Genomic DNA, 21,173 nt, shown 5'->3' on the forward strand with positions numbered 1-21,173 from the left:
CATTCCACGCCATCGGCGGCGTGTCACATTTCGACCACATCGGCAGTTTTGGTCTGGCCTAACAAAACACAACCGCGCCATCGAACGGCGCGGTTGCATTGTTCCCGCAAAGATAGCGGCTCTGACCGACTCAGCCGGCCTCGGCGACTCGGGCAAGTGCAATGCCGAGGGTCGACAGTTGCTGCTCCAGCTCCGCAAGCCTTTCGCGCTCGGCCTCGACGACCTCCGGCTTCGCGTTGGCGACGAACTTGTCATTCGACAGCTTGCCGCGGATGCGATCCGCTTCCGCGCCCGCCTTGGCGATCGCCTTCTCCAGGCGAACAGATTCAGCGGCGAGATCGATCAGGCTGCCGAGCGGCAGGCAGGCCGTCGCCTCGCCGACCACGATCTGCGCAGACCCTTTCGGCGCGTCGTCGGCGAGCGTAATCGCATCGACGCGGGCCAGCCTGCGGATCGCCGAATCATGACGCTCCAAGCGGGTCCGGGTCTGCGCATTTGCGCCGACGACGACGAGCGGCGCCACGGCGGCCGGGGGAACATTCATTTCGGCGCGGGCCGAGCGGATGCCTGAGACGAGATCGACCAGCCAGTTGATCTCGTCGGCGGCGGCGTCGTCGCCATAGGCGGGGGACGGCCATTCGGCATGGCAGATCAAACCGATCCGCTCGCTGTCCTCGGCTGCCGTATGCGCCCAGAGCTCCTCGGTCATGAAGGGCATGAACGGGTGGAGAAGCTTGTAGGTCTCCTCAAGGACGTAGGCCGCGCAGGCTTGCGATTCCGCCTTCGCGCCGTCGTCTTCGCCGTTGAAGACGGGCTTGAGCAGCTCGAGGTACCAGTCGCAGAACTGGTTCCAGATGAAGCGATAGAGAGACCCGGCCGCGTCGTTGAAGCGATAGTTCTCGATCGCTTCGGTCACGTCGCGGGCGGTCCGGGCGAGTTCGGTAAGGATCCAGCGGTTGATCGTCAGCGAGACGGCTTCCGGTACGAACTGCGGATCGGCCTTCACGCCGTTCATCTCGGCAAACCGTGTCGCGTTCCAGAGCTTCGTGCCGAAATTGCGATAGCCGGCGATCCGCGCCGGGTCGAGCTTCACGTCGCGGCCCTGCGCGGCCATGATCGCCAGCGTGAACCGCAGCGCGTCGGCGCCGTACTCGTCAATGAGCTCGAGCGGGTCGATGACGTTGCCCTTGGACTTCGACATCTTCTGCCCGTTTTTGTCGCGCACCAGCGCGTGGACATAGACGGTGTGGAACGGCTCGACCGGGTTGCCGACTTCGTCCTTCATGAAGTGCAGTCCCATCATCATCATCCGGGCGACCCAGAAGAAGATGATGTCGAAGCCGGTGACTAGCACGTCGGTCTGGTAGTAGCGATCGAGTTCCGGCGTCTCCTTCGGCCAGCCGAGCGTGGAGAACGGCCACAGCGCGGACGAGAACCAGGTATCGAGCACGTCCTCGTCGCGGGTCAGGATCTCCCCAGGCGCGAAATTCTCCAGCTTCTCCTCGACCCAGGCCTTCCACGGGCCTTCATGGGCGATGTAGTGCTGGATCGCGGCGTGCAGCGCCTCTTCCTCGGTCTTCTCGACGAAGACCTGGCCATCCGGGCCGTACCAGGCGGGGATTTGGTGGCCCCACCACAGCTGGCGCGAGACGCACCACGGCTGGATGTTCTCCATCCACTCGAAATAGGTCTTTTCCCAGTTCTTCGGCACGAATTTGGTGCGACCTTCGCGTACCGAGGCGATCGCCGGCTTTGCGAGCGTCTTGGCGTCGACATACCACTGCTCGGTCAGACGCGGCTCGATCGGCACGCCGCCACGGTCGCCGTGCGGAACCGTGTGCTTGTGCGGCTCGATCTTGTCGACGAGACCCGCTTCCTCGAGGATCGCAACGATGAGCTTGCGCGCTTCGAACCGGTCCTTGCCCTCCAGTTGATCCCAGGCGCCATGCAGCGCTGCGGGATGATCGAGGCCTTCGAGGAAGTCTTCGTTGTCCTTGATGGTGACGCGTCCCTCGATCGTCAGGACGTTGATGGCACGCAGGCCACGGCGCTTGCCGACCTCGAAGTCGTTGAAGTCATGGGCGGGTGTCATCTTCACTGCGCCGGTACCGGCCGTCGGGTCCGGGTATTCATCGGCGACGATCGGAATGCGCCGGCCGACGATCGGCAGGATGACGTGCTTGCCGACGATGCCCTGATAGCGCTCGTCGTCCGGGTGAACGGCGACGCCGGTGTCGCCGAGCATCGTTTCCGGCCGCGTCGTCGCAACGACCAGATAGTCGCGCGTCTCCCATTCGACGGGGTTGCCGTCGTCATCGAAGGCGACCGGATGCTGATAGGTGACGCCGGGCTCGAGCGGATAGCGCAGGTGCCACAGGTTGCCGTTCATCTCGACTTGCTCGACCTCGAGGTCGGAGATGGCGGTCAGAAGCTTCGGGTCCCAGTTCACAAGGCGCTTGTCCTTGTAGATGAGGCCTTCCTTGTAGAGCGAGACGAAGACCTCGAGAACGGCCTCCGAGAGACCCTCGTCCATGGTGAAGCGCTCGCGCGACCAGTCGGCCGAGGCACCGAGGCGGCGCAGCTGGTTGAAGATCAGGCCGCCGGACTCGGCCTTCCACTCCCAGACCTTCTCGATGAAGGCTTCGCGGCCCATCTCGCGGCGATGCTGCTGCTGCTCCATCAGCTTGCGCTCGACGACCATCTGCGTGGCGATGCCGGCGTGGTCCATGCCCGGCTGCCACAGTACGTCCTTGCCGCGCATGCGCTCGAAGCGCACCATGACGTCCTGCAGTGTGTTGTTGAGCGCGTGGCCCATGTGCAGCGAACCGGTCACGTTCGGCGGCGGAATCACGATCGAGAAGGTCTCGGCGCCGGGCTTCGCCCCGGCACCGGCGCGAAACGCATCCGCGTCTTCCCAAATTTTCGCAATTCTCGGTTCTACGGCCGCGGAATCATAGTTTTTCTCAAGCATCTTACTGGCCACGCCCATTGTTGCAGTCATCGGGTTCTAAACCGGATGCCCAGATTGAAGTCAACAACAACACAAGAGAAAAGCCACGCCACGCGGCGCGGCCTAGTACCGGCCTGCGCCGATATTGTCCTCTTGCGCCGGAACGATTTCGATCGCGCTCCGGCCCGAGCAATCGGTCGACACTAGCGCAGGCTTATATTGCTCGTGGCGCATCCCCATCGGATCCGCCATGGATGCGTTAGCATCAGAATTCGCGCAAAATGCGATCCTGAACCAATATCGCTTTCTGCAGGAATGCTGGGGATGGTTGCGTGGACGGTTACCGGCGCGGCCCACGCGCCACGCGCGCGATTTCTTCCCGCACCAACCGCTCCACCAACGTCGGCAGATTGTCGTCGAGCCACTCCTGCAGCATCGGCCGAAGCATTTCCTCGGCGATCTCGTCGAAGGACCGTCGTGGACCGGCCTCCACGGCCTCCACCAGCGCGCCGAAAGAACTGGCGACCTGCGCACCCACTGACGGCGACACGAGGGATACGGGTGCAGCCGGCAACACCGCCTCGGACACCGGCGCAGCGGTCGCAACGTAGGCGTCGTCGGCTTCGTTCGAGCCGGATGGCCGAAGGTTCTCGTCGGGCATGACGCCTTGCGCCCGGACACCCGCGGCACCCGATGGCATCATGCGCGCCGTCGTCAGCGGACTGGTGTTGTGTTGGGGCGCCGGCGTGTCGACGTCCAGGTCGAACCTGCCGACATGTTCGTCACGCGGCAGCATCCCGTTGCGCTCGGAGGCCGCACGCACCCGCGCTGCGACGTCGGCCAGCGACATTGCGGGCTGAGCCGCACGCGGTTCTGGCTGAACCGGGGGCGCGTCGACAACCTCGATCTCACTCGTTGCAGCGGCGCGGCGGGCCTCCTCCGCGTGAAAGTCGGCGACGATCGTCTCGTCATCGAAGCGGTCTTCGTTGGACGCATCTTCTGCGTCGGCCGTCGAAACCAGCACCGGTGGGGGGCCAAGGGGGGGCTCGTTGCTCTCGATGATCCGGCGGATCGACGCCAGGATCTCTTCCATCGAGGGTTCACGCGCTACATTCGGCTGAGCCATTTTCATCCCCGTTCACTGCAATTCGCAGCCGATGCCGAACACGATTCGAGGTTCGATGCGGTGCGAATAAGCAAGAGCATAGGCCACTCGCGAGGGCAAAAAAATCGTCGCGAATCAACTCTTAACAGTGATGCACAGAATTGTGGGCCCTGCCAATGCGCGGGGTATCAGCGGCCGTCGACGGTGCGCAGGCCGAACCACTTGTCCTTGACGGCTTGATAGTGATCGCCGGCGCGATATTCGGCAACCTGCAGCCCCTGGTCGCGGACTGTCAGACGTCCCATCGACGCAAGGAGCGAATAGCTGGCGACGACTGCGATCCGCTGCGAAATCACAAGCCGCTCCTGCGCATCCAGCACGGTCTGCTGGGCGATCAGCACGTCGAGTGTGGTCCGCTGGCCGACGTTGCGCTCCTCGATCACGCCCTTCAGCGCGAGGTTCGCGGCTTCGATTTCCGCCTCGTTCGCCTTGATCGACGCAAGTGCGGCCTCAAGCTGCGTATAGACCGAAATGATCGTCTGCTGCACCTCAAGACGCGCCGAATCGACGAGAATGCGCTGCTGGCCGAGCCGCTCTTTCGCCTGGCGGATCTGACCATACTCGGCGCCGCCCTGGTAGAGCGGGATGGTCACGCGGGCGGAGATGCTGCCGGCGACGTTGTCATTGGTGCTGCCGCTATCGTTCACCGACTTGAAGACATCGCCCTGGAGGGAAACGCCCGGCAGCATCGTGCCCTCAGCCGCCTTGACGTTGTAGCCGGCCGCATCGACGCTGCGTTCCGCCGAGAGAATCTGCGGATTGTCGCGCAATCCGGCCGCGACCGCCTGATCGAGGTTCCTCGGAACCCCGCGCTTGGCCGTCGGTGGCTGCTTGATGTTCTTCGGCTGGTCCCCGACGATCTGGAAATAGACCGCCTCGCTCGACTTCAGCGCGGCCTGCGCGGAAACGAGCAGGGCCTCGGCCTCGGCGAGCTGGGCCTCGGCCAGGCTCACGTCTGTCTGGGTGCCCTCGCCGACATTGAGGCGTGCCTTGGAAGCATTGAGCTGCTCGCGCAGGAACTCCAGGTTCTTCTGGCGGATGACGACGATCGCCTGGTCGCGGGCGATGTTGGTGTAGGCTTCGACGGCGGCAAGAAGAATCGAGATTTCCTGCGCGCGCAACGCCTCCTGGTTGGCCAGCACGTTCGCCTCGGCCGAACGGACCCGATTTAGCGTCTGGAAGCCGTCAAAGATCTGCTGCGTGATGGAGATGCCGTAGGAGGAGTTGAAGGTGTCGGTCCTGTTTCCAAACCTAATACAGCCGAACGCACTGCTTTCCACGCATTGGTCTTTGTCGAAAGTCCTGCGTGCCGCGGTCGCTTCGGCTACACCGCTGACCTGCGGGCGCATGGCGGCCTTGGCGATGGTCACGTTCTCGTCGATGGCGCGCAACGCGGCCCGCGCAGCGTTCAGATCCGGGTTATTCGCGTAGGTCTTCGCCATGGCGCCGGCGATCGTTTCGGCCGACACCGAATGCGTCGTCGCCAGCAGGAAGGGAACGAGTGCCGCTGCCAGGGCGGTCTTGCGAATCATGGACACGTACAAACTCCAGACTGGACCGGCGTACCGGTCCCGCTTTACGTAACAACGACACCGACTGGTGTCGCAACACGCATGATTTCCTCGCGAGTGCAGCGATCGAACTGGTCGCCGCACTCAAGCTTCAAGCCGTCACCTGTATCTTTTCCCCACTCTCAGCACAAGTACTGAGGGACCATTGCACTTCATTCCGACCTGCGTCAGAGTAACATTCCACAGGGCTGTCGCAACCCCAATCCCCTTATGCGACGGCCAGTCGGCACGCGATGCACGTGATGACATGCTAAATTACAACAAAATCCTTTCTGAAATCCGACTCGAATTTTCGGCGATTTTTCAGAACACGAACTCGGCAGTCTTGCGGAAGCCCGGCAGCGGCTTGACGGCGGTGTTGAAGGCGGCGCGCTCGGAGACGAGACCGCGCTCCTTGACGAACAGCCGAGCCTGCGAGGCGTTGCCATAGCCCTGCACGACCACCAGCCGGCCGCCATCGCGCAACTGAGCAAACAGCGCCTCCGGAATCGTTTCGACTGCGCCGTCAACGACAATCACGTCATAGGGCGATTCCGCGCCGTAGCCCTTTTCCAATTCGCCGGTGACGACAGCGACATTGTCATAGCCATGCTCCGCCAGGGTCTCGCTGGCTTTCGTTGCAAGCGCCTCGTCGCCCTCAAGCGCAACCACCGATCCGGCAAGCGTCGACAGAATTGCCGAGGCATAGCCAGTCCCGCAGCCGACCTCGAGCACCAGGTCCTCCTTGTTGATCGTGGCCAGCTGGATGAGCTTTGCCAGCGGCGACGGAGACATCAGATAACGACCCGGTGCAAGTTCGATGTCGTTGTCGATGTAAGCGAGTGGCTTCACGGCGGTCGGCACGAACGCTTCACGCGGCACCGTCAGGAACGCCTCGAGGACGGAATGCGACGTGACGTCCGTCGTCCGGATCTGGTTGTCGACCATTTTGATGCGCGCTGCGGTATAGTCCATCATTGCTGCCCTGTCAGAAGCTCGCGACCGTTTGGCCGGTCGGCGGATATATATTCGGCCTGTCTTAATGCCCTTTCCCGTTGGGTGTCCATATCCATTGCTGCCACCTGTGGGCAAAAAAATGACGCAGGACCAAAGCGGCAGCCGATAAATATCATCGCGTCGTCGTGCTATATTGACCGGGCAGGCTAATTCTGCCCGCCGGCGGTTGCCATGGCATATCTGTCATGTGGCAGATTTATCGGCCGTTGGGATGCACTTGCCACTGATCGGCAACGAGAGGTAGATTGCTGCATGCCACATGCCCGGCAACGGAGGACGCCCATGACCTACCCTGCTACCATCACCATGCTTGTGTTGGCGCTTCTCGCACTGTCCGGGTGCGCCACGCAATCCGGCGCCTACAATACGTCTTACGCCCAGTATCAAGGACCCTCACCCGACGCGGAAATCACCGGGATGCGCAGCGGGACGATAAACGCCCAATACTAGAGACCAGCAAGAAGGATGGGTGCTGCAAGGCGGGCACCGACGAGGCGACGCGCCGCCGAGGGCGCGTCGCGCAACAGTTTTTCCCTTTATAGATGAGCCGGAAATCAGATGCCCCCGCGACGTTCACGCTGTCGCCGCCTTGATCAAAGAACCGGCTTACGCAAATGCCCCGAACGTCACGGGCATGCTTCGCCTCCGGCAAAGACGAGGCGGAACGTCCATCGGCGCACCCGAGCGTTCAGTCCTTCGAAGCCAGGCAAATCGGCAACAGGTCGACGGTGTCTGGAAGCCGCCGACCTACCGGATTGCCTCATACACAATACCGTGTCCAGGTGCCAAGTGTACCTGAACCTGCCCAAGCAAACATCATGATGCGAGCTTGAGCGCTGCTAACCACGATCGAGGCAGAAGGTTCCCTGTGCTCGCAAACGATTTGAAGAAATTTCTTTTGAAATCCAAACAACAGCCGCCACATCTTGCCACACGATGACAAACCGAGACGCTATACAATTCATCCATAACGGCTTTTCCGGGCACTCGTCCGTGTGCGAGCGGTTGCCGCGATCAGAGGGCAAGCCATGAGGAAAATGATTGGGGACCAGATCCCGGAGTTCGTCCAAGAGGTGCTGGCAACCGGCTGCGACATTCGCGCCGTCGGCGATGACGCGTATTCCATCGCAGACGCCCATCTCCCGGACGAGGTTTACGAGGCGATCGAGCCGGAACTGGAGCGGATCTCTGAGAAGTACGGGCGGCGTGACCATCTTCGACTTCAGATTGTGGCATACCTCCAGTCCATAGGCCGGACCCAACCTTCCAATCACCTGCATTAGCCGCGGGAACGGGCGCAGCAACGCGATCAGCGTTCGCGTACGAGCCTTGGGACGAATTGACGGGCAACATCTTCGATTGTCGGTTAAAGGGGCGGCTTTCGCACCTCAGACAAACAACATCACGACGGCTCCACCCACGCTAATCAGGAAGAGCCCTGCAATGAGCATTGGGATGAGCGTGCTTTCACTTTCCGGTCGATCCATATCAAGCCCTCCAAGCGTAGGTCACCGTGACAGGCTGCACGCGGGAGTCAAGCGGGGGAGAACTACCCGGCTTTGGCGTTGTCCGCTGAACAATAGAAGTCGGGAAGACCTCCTTTGTCTCTGGGACCTTCATAGAAGCCGGCCGGCACGAAATCGACGCTGGTCGACTCGTCATTCTTGAATGCCCATCCATCCGCCTGCGATGCACTCGGACGTACACGCTGCTAGACCTTGCAGACTGCGACCTTTATTCCGAGTTTCTCGCGGATTTTGATGCCGATCAAACCGGAGTTTTTCACGCTGTTCAACGCCGCCGCGAATAGCCAAGGCCTCCGGGTTCGCTCCGCAGTCGAGCGCGGAGAACTGGCCAATCTTGACCTCGGTCACGTGATAGCCGGGCTTCACGGGCTTTCCGTCGTACAGGAACACCAACGCCAGGTCCGGTGTTTCCGCGGCGTTGCCGAGCAATTCCCCAAGCGAGATGTCGGTTCTGTCAGAATGGTCATTGCCGATCGCGCTCAGTTGCATATATCGTCCGATCCAATTATTAAAGGATTATTGAAATATGGACGAGCGTGAAGCCCTCGCCTCCTTCGCCGCACTTTCCCAGGAGACCAGACTCGCCACCGTCAGGACACTGGTGGTCGCCGGCCCAGAAGGTCTGGCGGCCGGCGCGATTGCGGAGCGCATGAGCGTCTCCCCATCGAACGTCTCGTTCCACCTCAAGGAGTTGGACCGCGCGGGTTTGATCTCCCAGCGTCGGGAATCGCGTTCGATCGTTTACAGCGCAAATTACGACACACTTGCCGACTTGGTGACTTTCCTGATGGAAGATTGCTGCGCAGGACATTCGGGCATCCGTGGATCGGTAGAACGATCGATGGGATGCTGCCCGAGCGAAACGTAGGCCACCGAGGAAACCGGCATTGCACACCATCAAGGTTCCGGCGGGTATCGTCTCCGCTCTCGGTGTCACGCAGATCATTGGCTACGGCACTCTCTATTACTCCTTCAGCATCCTCGCGCCAGGGATGGCCAAGGACCTGAGCATCAGCCTGGAACAGGTCTTCGCTGTCTTTTCGGTCTCCCTGTTCATCGGCGGCCTGACGGCCCCCTTCATAGGCAGACACATGGACAGGGTTGGCGCGGCGGCCGTCATGACGATCGGCTCCGCACTCTCCTCCATCACGTTGGCGTTGTGTGCCTGGTCACCATCCGTGGCAATCTTCGCTTTTGCGATTGTCCTGCTCGAAGTCTCCTCGGGCATGGTGCAGTATCAGGCCGCCTTCGCGACGTTGGTCGAGCGCGAACCCCGCACTGCCTCTCGCAGCATAACGTATCTGACGCTGATCGGCGGGTTTGCATCCACGATCTTCTGGCCGATCGCCGCGGTGCTGACCGGATACCTGTCGTGGCGGGAAATCTACCTGGCGTTTGCAGCGCTGAACCTTCTCGTCTGCATGCCGCTGCACTACTGGATCATGCGGTCCAGAAGAGCGAGTTCCAAGCTGGAGGGCGCGAGAACCCGCGATGTCGTCATCGGCGCGCTCGAGCCGGAGGCGCGTCGCCGCGGTATGGTCCTGGTCTCATGCGCCTTCTCGCTTTCGGGTTTCACACTTGCCGCGATCCTCGCGCATATGGTGCCGATGCTCGGCGCGATCGGGCTTGGCAGCGCAGCAGTGGTGATCGGTTCGCTGTTCGGTCCGGCACAGGTCATGAGCCGCCTGATCAACATGGTCTTCGGCAAGAGCCTATCGCCGCCCGCGCTTGCTATCGTTTCCGCGACCCTCATGGTCCTCGGTGTCATCATACTCGGGGTTTCCGGCAACTGGCTGCCGGGCGCGGTGGCGTTCGCCGTCTTCGTTGGCCTCGGGTCCGGTATCAACAGCATCGCCCAGGGTAGCTTGCCGCTCTATCTCTTCGGGTCCGCTGGCTACGGGGCGATCACGGGGAAGATGGCAGCGGCGAGGCTGGCAGTCGGTGCGGCCGCCCCGTTTGTGTTCGCCACGGCGATGGAAAATCTCGGCATCGCCATGGCCCTGCTCGTCAATGCGTCGCTTGGCGCGCTCGGCATCGCTGCCTTCATGGCGGTGGCTGCGTCTACGCGGAGCTCCACAAAAGCGGGTGACTAAATCGACCTCAACGACACCCGCCTTTCGAGTTCGGCCGCACGCTCCTTCCGCTCGCTGTAGCGATCGGTCAGGTAGGCCGAAGAATCCCTCGTCAGCAGCGTGAACTTCACCAGCTCCTCGCAGACGTCCACAACGCGGTCGTAGTAGGAAGACGGCTTCATCCTGCCGTCGGCGTCGAACTCCTGGTAGGCCTTGGCAACCGACGACTGGTTCGGGATTGTGATCATCCGCATCCAGCGTCCGAGGACGCGCATCTGGTTCAGAGCGTTGAAGGACTGGCTGCCACCGGAGACTTCCATGATCGCCAGCGTCTTGCCTTGCGTCGGCCGGATCGATCCGAGCGACAGCGGAATCCAGTCGATCTGTGCCTTCATGATGCCCGTCATCGCACCGTGGCGCTCGGGGCTGACCCACACCTGGCCTTCCGACCATTGCGACAGATCACGCAGCTCCTGCACTTTCGGATGGCTGGCCGGGGCCTCGTCGGGAAGCGGCAATCCCCTCGGATCGAACATGCGTACCTCACACCCCAGACGTTCGAGAAGACGTCTGGCTTCGTGCGCGAGGAGCCGACTGTAGGACACCTCCCGGAGCGAGCCGTAGAGGATCAGGATGCGCGGCTTGTGCGTCGAAAAGGCTGGACGCAACGCATCGAAGTCAGTCGTCTGACGAAGATGCTGCTCCTGCAAGGCTGGAAAGGTCTCAGACAATGCGCTTGCCCTCCCGGTCGAGAACCTGCTCGCCGTCTTCCTTGAAGAAGGCTCCCTTGAAGGCGTCCGGCAGGATGTCGAGCACGACCTCGGATGGGCGCGCGAGCCTGGTGCCGAGTGGCGTGACGACGAACGGGCGGTTGATGAGGATCGGGTCCTTGAGCATTGCCTCGAGCAACTGGTCATCCGTCAGGTTAGGGTCGTCGAGACCCAGCTCCGCGTAAGGAGTGCCCTTCTCGCGGATCGCCTGACGGACGGTCAATCCGGCGTCAGAGATCATCCTTGCCAACTCGTCACGCGACGGCGGCGTCTTGAGATATTCAATCACGGTCGGCTCGACCCCGGCCGCGCGGATCATCTCCAGCGTGTTGCGGGACGTGCCGCAGGCCGAGTTGTGATAGATGGTGACGTCCATTGTCATGCCCTTTCAGTAATGGTGTTCCGGGAGACGGCGGGAGCTGCCTCGTACCAACCCTTGGTGCGGTTCACAGACCAGACGACCGTGAGCATCACGGGGACCTCGATGAGCACGCCGACGACAGTCGCCAGTGCCGCACCGGATTGGATGCCGAACAGGCTGATGGCAGCCGCGACCGCCAGTTCGAAGAAGTTGCTGGCCCCGATCAGTGCCGAAGGCCCGGCAACGCAATGACGCTCCCCCGACAGCCGGTTCAGGAGATAGGCCAGCCCCGAGTTGAAGTAGACCTGGATCAGGATGGGGACGGCCAGCAGGGCGATGATCGTCGGCTGGGCGATGATCTGCTCGCCCTGGAACCCGAAGAGGAGAACGAGTGTTGCCAGCAAGGCGACAAGTGAAAGCGGCTGGAGCTTCGCCAGCATTGCGTCCAACGCCTTCGTCGAGCCGTCGGCGGTCAGACGCGCTCTCAGGACCTGCGCGAAGATGACCGGGACGACGATATAGAGGACGACCGACAGAACGAGCGTGTCCCAGGGTACGGTAATGGCCGACAGACCGAGCAGTAGGCCGACGATCGGTGCGAAGGCAACGATCATGATGGCATCGTTCAGGGCGACCTGGGACAGCGTGAACAACGGCTCGCCGCGGGTCAGGTTGCTCCAGACGAACACCATCGCGGTACAGGGCGCAGCCGCGAGGATGATCAGGCCTGCGATGTAGGAGTCGATCTGGTCGGCCGGCAGATAAGGACGGAACAGCCAGCCCACGAATAGCCATCCGAGCAGCGCCATGGAGAACGGTTTGATGGCCCAGTTGATGAACAGGGTCACGCCGATGCCACGCCAAAACCTGCTTACCTGCGCCAGCGAGCGGAAGTCGATCTTGATGAGCATCGGGATGATCATCAGCCAGATCAGGATGGCGACTGGCAGGTTCACCTTCGCGATCTCCGCCGCGCCGATGACCTGGAATACACCGGCCATCAGATGGCCGAGGGCGACGCCGACGACGATGCAGAGGAACACCCAGATGGTGAGGTAGCGTTCGAACGTAGACATCAGGCCGTCTTTCCCTGGGTTCCCGTCGAGCCTTCCATCGCACCGATCCGGCTAAGTTTCGTTTCGAGCGCCAGGCGGTCGATCGATGCCAGCGGAAGACTGACGAAAGCCGTGATGCGGTTTTTCAGGAAACGGGCAGCCGTCGCGAAGGCGCGCTGAATTTCGGTTTCGGAACCGACAACCGCAGCCGGGTCTGCGACACCCCAATGCGCCGTCATCGGATGACCGATCCATACCGGGCAGGCTTCGCCGTACACGCTATCACAGACGGTGAAGATGAAATCCATCTCGGGCGCGCCCGGTTCGGCAAATTCATCCCAGCTCTTCGACGAAAAGCCGGTCACTGGATAGCCGAGCGCTTCAAGTTCCTTCAGGGCATGTGGATTGACCTCGCCCTTTGGCTGGCTGCCCGCGGAGAAGGCCCGGAAGCGTCCGCCGCCTTCCTTGTTGCGGATGGATTCGGCGAGAATAGAACGTGCAGAATTGCCCGTGCACAGGAAGAGCACGTTGTATGTCTTGTCGGTCATGGTTGTGTTCCGTGGTTAGGTCGGAGGTCTGCTGAGTTTCATGATCGTGGCCGATGCCGGGCAGATGCCCGAAAGCTGGCGGGTTGCGAGAACGGCTGGCGGAACATCGCCTCGCTCGACCACGATGAAGCCGCAGCCTTCGAAGAACGGCGCGGCGGTCGTCGTTGCCAGAAAGACCGGCGTGCTGCCGTCGATGGCTTTCAGAGTTGCTTGGACCAGCGATCTCCCTAATGACCTTCCGCGATGCTCGGGCAAGATGACCATCGACCTGAGGAGGACCGCGTCGCCGCACGCCTCGATGCCAGCGTAGCCAATCGTGCCGCCATCAGAGGAAACCGCCCTGAAGAACGAACGCCCCGGGGATTCGAGGTCTTCAGTTGGAAGACCGGAAGCCGACAGCGCCAGTTTCAGTTCCGGATCGCCTCCCGGGACTGGCTCCAGCCTGATGTCGCTCATGACTGCGTCACCTCGGGAGCACAGCAGGGCGTAAGTTCGGCGATGAGCGGCGCACAGAGTTCGGCCGATCCGCCGCAGCAGTCTTTCAATAGGAAGAGGGTCAGGTCGCGCAGCCGATGAAGATCCGCCCGAAAGATGATTGAACGGCTCTGCCGCTCGCCTGTCACGAGGCCCGCCCGGGACAGCGTGGCGAGATGTGCCGACATGGTGTTTTGCGGGACATCGAGAAGGCGGGCGAGTTCGCCGGCAGGCACGCCATCAGGCTCGCGCCGGACGAGAAGCCGGAATGTCTCAAGTCTGGTGGTCTGAGCCAGTGCGGCAAGCGCGGAGATTGCTTTGTCATTATCCATATATCCAGAATATCGGATATACATTGAGGATGTCAACACGCGAACAGTTGCGCACAAGACCTGCTGACGCCACAAATCCCTGGCACTCTCTCCCCTTCGCAGTCAGTAACGGAGCCGCGGGTCGGATGTCGTACGAACTGTATTACTGGGACGGGATTCAGGGCCGCGGCGAGTTTGTGCGACTGGCGCTCGAAGACGCTGACGCAGCTTACATCGACGTTACCCGTGAGCCGTCCCGCGGTCTCAACGAGATGCTAGGCCTCTTGAGTGATCCGAGTGAGGGACAACTCACTTTCGCCCCACCCTTTCTCAAGGATGAAACCGTCATCGTTTCTCACGTGGCAAACATTCTCCTGTACCTTGGCCCCAAACTGGGCCTTGCTCCAAAAGAAGAAGCGTTGCGTTGGTATGCAAATGGACTTCAACTGACGATCACGGACTTGGTGGCAGAGGTACATGACACTCACCATCCGATCGCGGTCTCAAAATACTACGAGGAGCAGAAGACGGAGGCGAAGGCACGTTCGTTTGAATTCTGGAATAACCGCATGCCGAAATTTCTTGCCTACTTTGAGCGTGTGGTGCAGCAAAATCCGGCCGATAGTGGCTATCTCGTCGGCAGTAAATCGACGTACGTTGATCTTTCAATGTTCCAGATAATCGAAGGGTTGAAGTATGCTTTTCCGAAAGCCATGAATGATTATGAACGGCGCTATCCGCTTCTCGCGCGGCTTCAAAACGCAATAAAAGGTAGGCCGAAACTCGCAGCGTATCTTGCTTCGCCACGACGACTAGCCTTCAACCAGGAAGGCATATTCCGCCATTATCCAGAACTTGACATGGCTGCCTAGCTCCAGTTGCACATTGGCCGAACCGGCGTCTCATCGCGTGTTCGCTTTGATGATCCTATGCACTCTCGCGCGCCCTCCATGTTTAACCAATGCTTAACGAAGTTGCACGAACGTCGATTGCCCTCCTCATTTTTAGCGCACCAGAACTTTCGACATGAACGCATCGGCCAAAATATATACCTCAACTTTGCTGAACACGACGGTCAACCTGATCCGCCATGCGCTGGCGGTCACGGCGAACGGTGGTACTCTTTCGGGTTGCATCGGCATGGAGTTGGATGATCTGTCGAGAGCGCCGCCTGAGCTCTCGCGCAAGACCGTGGCGGAGATGTCGAAAAGGAAGATGAAACCCGAAAGCCCGGTGCTCGTGCGCATCTTCAAGCAAGAGAGCGAGCTTGAGGTCTGGAAAGTCGACAGGTCCGGACGCTACGCCTTGTTCAAGACCTACCCAATGTGTCGCTGGTCAGGGAAACTCGGCCCCAAGAAACGGGATGGTGACCGGCAGGCTCCCGAGGGCTTCTACCATGTGCCGGCCGGTATGCTTAACCCGAAATCGCAGTACTATGTTTCGTTCAATCTGGGCTATCCCAACCGCTTGGAGTCGGCGCTGGGTTATACGGGCGAAGCGCTAATGGTACACGGAGCGTGTTCCTCGTCCGGTTGCTACGCAATGACCGATCAAGCGGTGGGTGAGATTTACGCAATTGTCCAGAAGGCCTTGTCCGCGGGGCAGGAACGGTTTCAGGTCCAGGCATACCCGTTTCGCATGACGCCCAAGAACATGGCCCTCCATCGAGGCGACGAAAACATGGCGTTCTGGCGGACCCTGAAGGAGGGGTACGATTCGTTCGAGATCACGCGGCAGCAGCCGAAAGTGTCGGTCTGCGGCGGGCGCTATGTGTTCAACTCCGAGTTCGAGGGTGGCGAACCCAGCGATCCCCTCGGAGTGTGTCCAGCCACGGTGACGTCGCCCGATGCCGAGGTGGTGGCAAAAATGGAAGCCGAACGGAAGCGGGTCGACTCTGCGCTTGCTGACGAGGCTTCTCTCCCGGTGTCCGCCTATGTCGATGGAGGCATGCATCCGAGTTTCAGAGAGCTTCTGAAGCGCGACGGGGCAAAGAAGATGGCGGAAAGCATCTCCGGAACAAATTATCCAATCAGCCGCCCCGAGGCAGCGCTAGCTGATCCGTTCACCGCGAAATGGAACGCAGGGGCTTCCGCCGCAGATTGACATGACCAAAGCGTTGCGACGCGCGCCGGACGGATGCACGCGCCTTCCGAAACGCCACTTCCAAATAATTTCCTGAGGGCTCTTGACCTTCCCACCGTGGGAAGCCCCATTTTGGTTCTAGCAAAATCCATCAGGAGACATCCTAATGTTCCGTCTCAATGTTCCCGACATGACCTGCGGCCACTGCGTCGGCGCGGTAACGAAGGCCGTCAAATCGGTCGATCCAGGGGCAAAGGTCGCAATCGATCTCGAGTCAAAAACGGCGTCCATCGAGTCCCAGGTCGGGGCCGACAGGTTCATCGCCGCGATCACTGAAGCTGGTTATGGGGCCACCGCCAAGAATTCGTGCTGCTGCCACGGGGCGTAACCCGCCATCCAATCCCATGTTCCCGCGCCTGGGAGGCATGGTCCATATTGATGAAGGTCAGGGCGCGCGCAGGAGAAGCACCTTACTTTGCGGTCCACGTCGAGGTTTGAGCCAAATTGATGGTAAGCCAAAAATGGTTTGCGACATTGTTGAGGTTGGTTTTGGCCGCAGTCGTTGCAGGCCTCCTCCTCAACACGCCTGCGCAGGCCATGTCGGCTGATTGCCATACCGAGGGCGTGGCCGTTCACGCCCTCGCATCGCCGCAACAAGGGTCCGTCGACGGAGACCATCAGCACAGCAAGGCGTTCAAGGATACGCTTTGCTGCGCGAAGGCATGCACCGCCTGTGTTGCCGCCATCCCTTCTCCCGCTTCAGTGGCGTGGAGTAACATCGTCAGCTCATCATACTTTCCCGACGTGATGGTCGGTCTGTCAGGCCAGGCCGCGCCTGACGTATTCGAGCCACCTCGATCCATCCCGCTTTGATGAACCCGGCTCGAGCCGTCTCGGGCCGCCATTTTAGCAGGTCGGGTTTCCGACCAGGATCGAGAGATATCAAAATGCACCGCCGACAATTCCTGAAGACGCTGGCCATTGGCGCAGCCACCATCGCACCAATCGCAAACTATCCCTGGTCCAACGCCGCCCGGGCGGCGACCAACAGAACAACCGATCTGTCCATCTCCAAGCGCGTCGTTGAGGTGAACGGGAAAGCCGCGACCGTATTTCAACTTGGCACGGCCGACGGAAAGCCCGGATTGGTCCTCAACGCCGGAGGCGACTTCAACGTCAACCTGTTGAACCAGTCGGGCGCAGACACGCTGATCCATTGGCATGGACTGACGCCCCCATGGGGTATGGACGGGGTGCCTGACAATCCAGCCAAACTGCTGGCCGCGGGCGAAAACCGCCACTACCTCTTTCCCGTTGGCCAGGGCGGCACGCACTGGATGCATGCGCATACGCTTCAGGAGCAAGCGCTGCTCGCGGCCCCGCTGATCGTGCGAACCGCGGCCGACCTGGCGCGTGACGAACAAGAAGTCGTCATCCTGCTGCATGACTTCTCCTTCAAATCCCCGGAGGAGTTGTTGGCCGGGCTGAAGGCCCCTGGCTCAAGCGGAGCCATGGCCGGGCATGATGGAGCCGCCGCCGATATGGGGTCCATGATGCAAGGCATGGAGGGAATGCACCAGCAGCACATGCCGGGCGTGACAATGCCGGGCATGGCAGCCATGGACCTGAACGACATCGAGTATGACGCCTATCTTGCCAACGACCGCACGCTGGACGATCCGGAAGTCGTCGCCGTCGAAAAGGGAGGGCGCGTTCGCCTGCGGATCATCAACGGCGCGACAGCGACCGCCTTCACCATCGACATCGGCACCCTTCCGGGCGAACTGATCGCTGTCGATGGGATGGATATCGTCCCGCGACAAGGCAGCCGCTTTCCCGTTTCAATGGGGCAGCGGCTCGACATCCGCCTACGGCTTCCGTCAGGTTCTGGGGCATTCGCTATTCTGGCTCTGCGAGAGGGGGCAAAGGAGCGGACGGGCATCATCCTCGCGACCGCGGACGCCAGCATCTCCAAGGTCGCTACGATGGCTGCAGACAGCGGCCCGGTACTCGATCTGGCGGTGGAAGAAGCGCTGCAGGCGGCGAACCCGCTAGCCGAGCGGGCCGTAGATAGGACATATGCCCTGACACTGACCGGAGACATGGCCTCCTACGTCTGGGAAATCGGGGCCGCAGATGGCCCGATGGAGGTGGCCACCGGGAACCGCGTCGAATTGGTGATGCGAAACATGTCGATGATGGCGCATCCGATGCACCTGCACGGCCATCATTTCCAGGTGGTGGGCATCAACGGCAAGCGCATCAACGGAGCGGTCCGCGATACGGTGCTCGTGCCGCCCATGGCAACTGTTGCCGTTCGGTTCGATGCGGCAAACCCTGGACACTGGCCGTTCCACTGCCACCATCTCTACCACATGGCGACGGGCATGATGTCGTTCGTTGCCTATGAAAACGCGATCTAGCCGGAGACTTGCCATGGCACATGAGCACCAAAAAGAGGGGCACGAACACTCCGGACACGATCACCACGGCCATCGTCCTGGATCATACCAGCCCAGCGCGACGTCAACGCAGACCGTGCCGGAGGGCACGGTCTACACCTGCCCCATGCATACGCAGATCAGGCAAATTGGCCCGGGAAACTGCCCGATCTGCGGAATGGCGCTCGAGCCGGTGATCGCCACGGCCGAGTCGGGGCCCAGCGAAGAGTACCTGGACATGCGTCGCCGCTTCTGGGTTGGTCTTGTGCTCTCCCTGCCAGTTTTTGTTCTGGAAATGGGAGCCCATCTGACAAACCTGCACATGCTGCTGGGTCCGCAGATGTCGAACTGGCTGCAAATGGTATTGGCGACGCCCGTCGTCCTCTGGGCGGGCTGGCCCTTCTTCCAGAGGGGCTGGCAGTCTCTGGTGACGCGCCACCTCAACATGTTCACGCTGATTGCGATGGGCACTGGAGTCGCCTGGCTTTACAGCGTGGTCGCCACTATCTCGCCCGGCATATTTCCCGCCACCTTCCGCTTCGCCGAAGGCTCCGTCGCAGTCTACTTCGAGGCCGCGGCCGTCATCACGGTTCTCGTCCTGCTTGGACAGGTGCTGGAACTGCGGGCACGCGAACAGACGGGCGGGGCAATCCGCGCCCTGCTCGACCTGGCGCCCAAGACCGCCCGCAGGGTAAATGCGGACGGCTCGGAGGAAGACGTCGGTCTCGATGTCGTGACGGTTGGAGACCGGCTGCGGGTTCGCCCAGGAGAGAAAGTGCCGGTGGACGGTACCCTTCTCGAAGGCCGCAGCTCGGTCGACGAGTCGATGATTACCGGCGAATCCATGCCGGTGACCAAGGACGCCGGCTCCAAACTGATCGGCGGCACGATGAACCAGACCGGAGCTTTCCTCATGGAAGCCGGGAAGGTCGGCCGGGACACGATGCTCTCTCAGATCATACAAATGGTCGCCGATGCCCAACGGTCCCGCGCGCCGATCCAGCGCCTGGCGGATGAAGTGTCCGGATGGTTCGTTCCGCTGGTGATCGTCATTGCGATCATCTCGTTTGCCGCCTGGATGGTGTTCGGGCCCGAACCAAGGTTTGCCCATGGGCTGGTGGCCGCCGTCGCTGTGCTTATCATTGCATGCCCTTGCGCATTGGGACTGGCGACACCGATGTCGATCATGGTCGGAGTGGGGCGTGGTGCGCGACTTGGCGTGCTGATCAAGAATGCTGAAGCCCTCGAGCGGTTCGAGAAGGTCGATACCGTTGTCGTCGACAAGACCGGAACGCTCACCGAGGGGCGGCCTAAGGTCACGGCCATCATCCCCAACGCCCCATTGTCCGAGATCGAACTGCTCCGCCTTGCCGCGACACTGGAGAACTCCAGCGAGCACCCGCTTGCCCTTGCGATCGTCAACGCCGCCAGGGAGCGCGACATCCCGATCGGTAGCGCACAGGATTTCGATAGCCCTGTCGGCAAAGGCGTCACCGGCAAGGTCGACGGCCACGACATCATCCTTGGAAGTCACCGGATAATGGAAGAGGAGCGAATCGACGTATCGTCCATGACGCGCAAGGCCGAGGAGTTGCGCGACGAAGGGGCCACCGTCATCTTCATGGCCATGGACGGCCGGGTGGCGGGTCTCTTCGCCATCGCCGACCCGATCAAGGCCACGACGCCGGATGCCGTCAAGGCGCTGGTCGAGGCTGGAATTCGCGTCGTCATGCTCACCGGCGACAACAAGACAACGGCGCACGCAGTTGCCCGTCGGCTCGGCATCACCGAAGTCGAGGCGGAGGTGCTTCCGGAGGACAAGAGCAAGATCGTCACGCGGTTGCGAAGCGAGGGGCGGATCGTCGGCATGGCCGGGGATGGGGTCAACGACGCACCCGCGCTTGCGGCTGCCGATGTCGGCATCGCGATGGGCACCGGGACGGACGTGGCGATCGAAAGCGCCGGGGTGACGCTCCTCAAAGGCGATCTCCAAGGCATCGTGCGTGCACGGCAACTCAGTCACGCGACAATGTCGAACATTCGCCAGAACCTGTTTTTTGCCTTCATCTACAATGCCTTGGGGGTTCCAGTTGCCGCCGGGGTTCTCTATCCCGCCTTCGGCCTCCTCCTGTCCCCCATCATCGCTGCGGCCGCGATGGCGCTGTCGTCGGTGAGCGTCATCGGCAACTCGCTGAAACTGAGGAGCGTCAAACTATGACTTCGTCCCGGACCCGGAGCTGATGACCGCATCCTTGGCCGTCATCGTCCTGTTCTTCGTCCTCCGGCAGCATTGGGAATACGCGCTTGGGTCCCTGCCCTACCTGATGCTGCTGGCGTGCCCCATCATGCACCTATTCCACAGGCAACGGCTTCACACCGCTTGGAAAGCGGCTCGTAATAGGGAAACGCGGGGTGCGACCAGCATTGAAAATGGAGGGGAAGCAAGGAAATCATGCGGTTGAGAGCCCCCCTCCCCCAGAACCGACGCGCCACAAGCCCTCAATAAGATGAGGCACGTCCGCATAAGTTGTTGTGCCACCAAGTGAGGGTGTGCCGGGGTGGCCGACAATCACGCACTGCCGCTCTAAGACTTCGCGCAAGTCATTGATGTTGTTTGGGGCGTGCCGACCGGTTTTTGGCAGCCAAGTCGTTGATGCGTGTGGCCAGGAAGAGCGTCGCCAAACAAGATGATGGTTGATTATTCCCGGTCGACCCACGCCAGATAGCGCGCTTCTTCGTCGTGGGCTTCCCGTTCAACCGAGCTATGGCTGCGAATGTATCTGACGGCGAAGCCCTGCACTCCCCAGTCTTGATACTGCCGGACATGGGTAAGTTCATGCACCCAGCCGAC

20 protein-coding genes and 1 pseudogene are annotated in these 21,173 nt (G+C 61.2%); 10 read left to right on the top strand and 11 right to left on the bottom strand.

The window, feature by feature from the left end:
- Positions 1-130 precede the first annotated feature (130 nt).
- From J2Y48_RS19330 to J2Y48_RS19345, 4 genes are all read right to left on the bottom strand, one after another.
- Positions 131-2,971, bottom strand: a complete 2,841-nt coding sequence (locus J2Y48_RS19330; RefSeq protein WP_310421220.1) for a valine--tRNA ligase — start codon at positions 2,969-2,971, stop codon at positions 131-133.
- A 319-nt stretch (positions 2,972-3,290) separates the two neighbouring features.
- Positions 3,291-4,076, bottom strand: coding sequence for a DUF2497 domain-containing protein (locus tag J2Y48_RS19335; RefSeq protein ID WP_310421222.1), 786 nt, complete (start codon positions 4,074-4,076; stop codon positions 3,291-3,293).
- Between the two features lie 167 nt (positions 4,077-4,243).
- Positions 4,244-5,647, bottom strand: coding sequence for a TolC family outer membrane protein (locus J2Y48_RS19340; RefSeq protein WP_310421279.1), 1,404 nt, complete (start codon positions 5,645-5,647; stop codon positions 4,244-4,246).
- Positions 5,648-5,989: 342 nt separating this feature from the next.
- Positions 5,990-6,640 (bottom strand): protein-L-isoaspartate O-methyltransferase, encoded by a 651-nt coding sequence (locus J2Y48_RS19345; RefSeq protein WP_310421224.1) that lies wholly within the window; start codon positions 6,638-6,640, stop codon positions 5,990-5,992.
- Positions 6,641-6,964: 324 nt separating this feature from the next.
- On the opposite strand from J2Y48_RS19345, the gene J2Y48_RS19350 reads away from it, so the two are divergent.
- Both J2Y48_RS19350 and J2Y48_RS19355 read left to right on the top strand, forming a co-directional pair.
- Complete coding sequence (locus tag J2Y48_RS19350) at positions 6,965-7,132, top strand: hypothetical protein (RefSeq protein ID WP_310421226.1); 168 nt, start codon at positions 6,965-6,967, stop codon at positions 7,130-7,132.
- A gap of 578 nt (positions 7,133-7,710) precedes the next feature.
- The gene (locus tag J2Y48_RS19355; RefSeq protein WP_310421228.1) at positions 7,711-7,965 is read left to right on the top strand and encodes a hypothetical protein; all 255 of its coding nucleotides are present in this window, start codon (positions 7,711-7,713) and stop codon (positions 7,963-7,965) included.
- A 531-nt stretch (positions 7,966-8,496) separates the two neighbouring features.
- Here J2Y48_RS19355 and J2Y48_RS19360 read toward each other — a convergent pair.
- Positions 8,497-8,691: pseudogene (locus J2Y48_RS19360) on the bottom strand (hypothetical protein); the annotation flags it as partial.
- A 43-nt stretch (positions 8,692-8,734) separates the two neighbouring features.
- On the opposite strand from J2Y48_RS19360, the gene J2Y48_RS19365 reads away from it, so the two are divergent.
- Entirely contained in the window at positions 8,735-9,076 is a 342-nt protein-coding gene (locus J2Y48_RS19365) for a metalloregulator ArsR/SmtB family transcription factor (RefSeq protein WP_310421230.1), read from the top strand.
- A 19-nt stretch (positions 9,077-9,095) separates the two neighbouring features.
- Positions 9,096-10,301 (top strand): arsenite efflux MFS transporter ArsK, encoded by a 1,206-nt coding sequence (arsK, locus tag J2Y48_RS19370; RefSeq protein WP_405030261.1) that lies wholly within the window; start codon positions 9,096-9,098, stop codon positions 10,299-10,301.
- Here arsK and arsH read toward each other — a convergent pair.
- From arsH to J2Y48_RS19400, 6 genes are read right to left on the bottom strand one after another with little or no spacing between them, the layout of a single operon-like run.
- On the bottom strand, positions 10,298-11,011 hold the full coding sequence (gene arsH / locus J2Y48_RS19375) for an arsenical resistance protein ArsH (protein WP_310421232.1): 714 nt from the start codon (positions 11,009-11,011) through the stop codon (positions 10,298-10,300). The genes arsK and arsH overlap by 4 nt on opposite strands.
- Positions 11,004-11,426 carry an arsenate reductase (glutaredoxin) gene (gene arsC, locus J2Y48_RS19380; protein WP_310421283.1) on the bottom strand — a complete coding sequence of 141 codons (423 nt, stop codon included), beginning with the start codon at positions 11,424-11,426 and terminating at the stop codon, positions 11,004-11,006. Before arsC ends, arsH begins: the two co-directional genes overlap by 8 nt.
- Positions 11,427-11,428: 2 nt before the next feature.
- Positions 11,429-12,487 (bottom strand): ACR3 family arsenite efflux transporter, encoded by a 1,059-nt coding sequence (gene arsB, locus J2Y48_RS19385; protein WP_310421234.1) that lies wholly within the window; start codon positions 12,485-12,487, stop codon positions 11,429-11,431.
- Entirely contained in the window at positions 12,487-13,014 is a 528-nt protein-coding gene (locus J2Y48_RS19390) for an arsenate reductase ArsC (protein WP_310421236.1), read from the bottom strand. Before J2Y48_RS19390 ends, arsB begins: the two co-directional genes overlap by 1 nt.
- Positions 13,015-13,029: 15 nt before the next feature.
- Positions 13,030-13,470 carry an arsenic resistance N-acetyltransferase ArsN2 gene (gene arsN2, locus J2Y48_RS19395; protein WP_310421238.1) on the bottom strand — a complete coding sequence of 147 codons (441 nt, stop codon included), beginning with the start codon at positions 13,468-13,470 and terminating at the stop codon, positions 13,030-13,032.
- Positions 13,467-13,820: a metalloregulator ArsR/SmtB family transcription factor gene (locus J2Y48_RS19400; RefSeq protein WP_310421240.1), complete on the bottom strand. Its 354-nt coding sequence runs from the start codon at positions 13,818-13,820 to the stop codon at positions 13,467-13,469. The genes arsN2 and J2Y48_RS19400 overlap by 4 nt, the downstream gene beginning before the upstream one ends.
- A gap of 125 nt (positions 13,821-13,945) precedes the next feature.
- On the opposite strand from J2Y48_RS19400, the gene J2Y48_RS19405 reads away from it, so the two are divergent.
- The 6 genes from J2Y48_RS19405 (at position 13,946) to J2Y48_RS19430 (ending at position 20,784) form a co-directional block, all read left to right on the top strand.
- Positions 13,946-14,671: a glutathione S-transferase gene (locus tag J2Y48_RS19405; RefSeq protein ID WP_310421242.1), complete on the top strand. Its 726-nt coding sequence runs from the start codon at positions 13,946-13,948 to the stop codon at positions 14,669-14,671.
- Between the two features lie 154 nt (positions 14,672-14,825).
- The gene (locus tag J2Y48_RS19410) at positions 14,826-15,902 is read left to right on the top strand and encodes a murein L,D-transpeptidase family protein (protein ID WP_310421244.1); all 1,077 of its coding nucleotides are present in this window, start codon (positions 14,826-14,828) and stop codon (positions 15,900-15,902) included.
- 145 nt (positions 15,903-16,047) lie between these two features.
- The gene (locus J2Y48_RS19415; protein WP_310421246.1) at positions 16,048-16,269 is read left to right on the top strand and encodes a heavy-metal-associated domain-containing protein; all 222 of its coding nucleotides are present in this window, start codon (positions 16,048-16,050) and stop codon (positions 16,267-16,269) included.
- Positions 16,270-16,828: 559 nt separating this feature from the next.
- The gene (locus J2Y48_RS19420; RefSeq protein ID WP_310421248.1) at positions 16,829-18,304 is read left to right on the top strand and encodes a multicopper oxidase domain-containing protein; all 1,476 of its coding nucleotides are present in this window, start codon (positions 16,829-16,831) and stop codon (positions 18,302-18,304) included.
- A 13-nt stretch (positions 18,305-18,317) separates the two neighbouring features.
- The gene (locus J2Y48_RS19425; protein WP_310421250.1) at positions 18,318-20,540 is read left to right on the top strand and encodes a copper-translocating P-type ATPase; all 2,223 of its coding nucleotides are present in this window, start codon (positions 18,318-18,320) and stop codon (positions 20,538-20,540) included.
- 22 nt (positions 20,541-20,562) lie between these two features.
- A complete protein-coding gene (locus J2Y48_RS19430; RefSeq protein WP_310421252.1) occupies positions 20,563-20,784 on the top strand; it encodes a DUF2933 domain-containing protein in 222 nt (73 codons plus the stop codon).
- The last annotated feature ends 389 nt before the right edge of the window (positions 20,785-21,173 follow it).

Origin of the sequence: Mycoplana sp. BE70 (assembly GCF_031455855.1) — a bacterium.
Classification (GTDB): Bacteria; Pseudomonadota; Alphaproteobacteria; order Rhizobiales; family Rhizobiaceae; genus Mycoplana.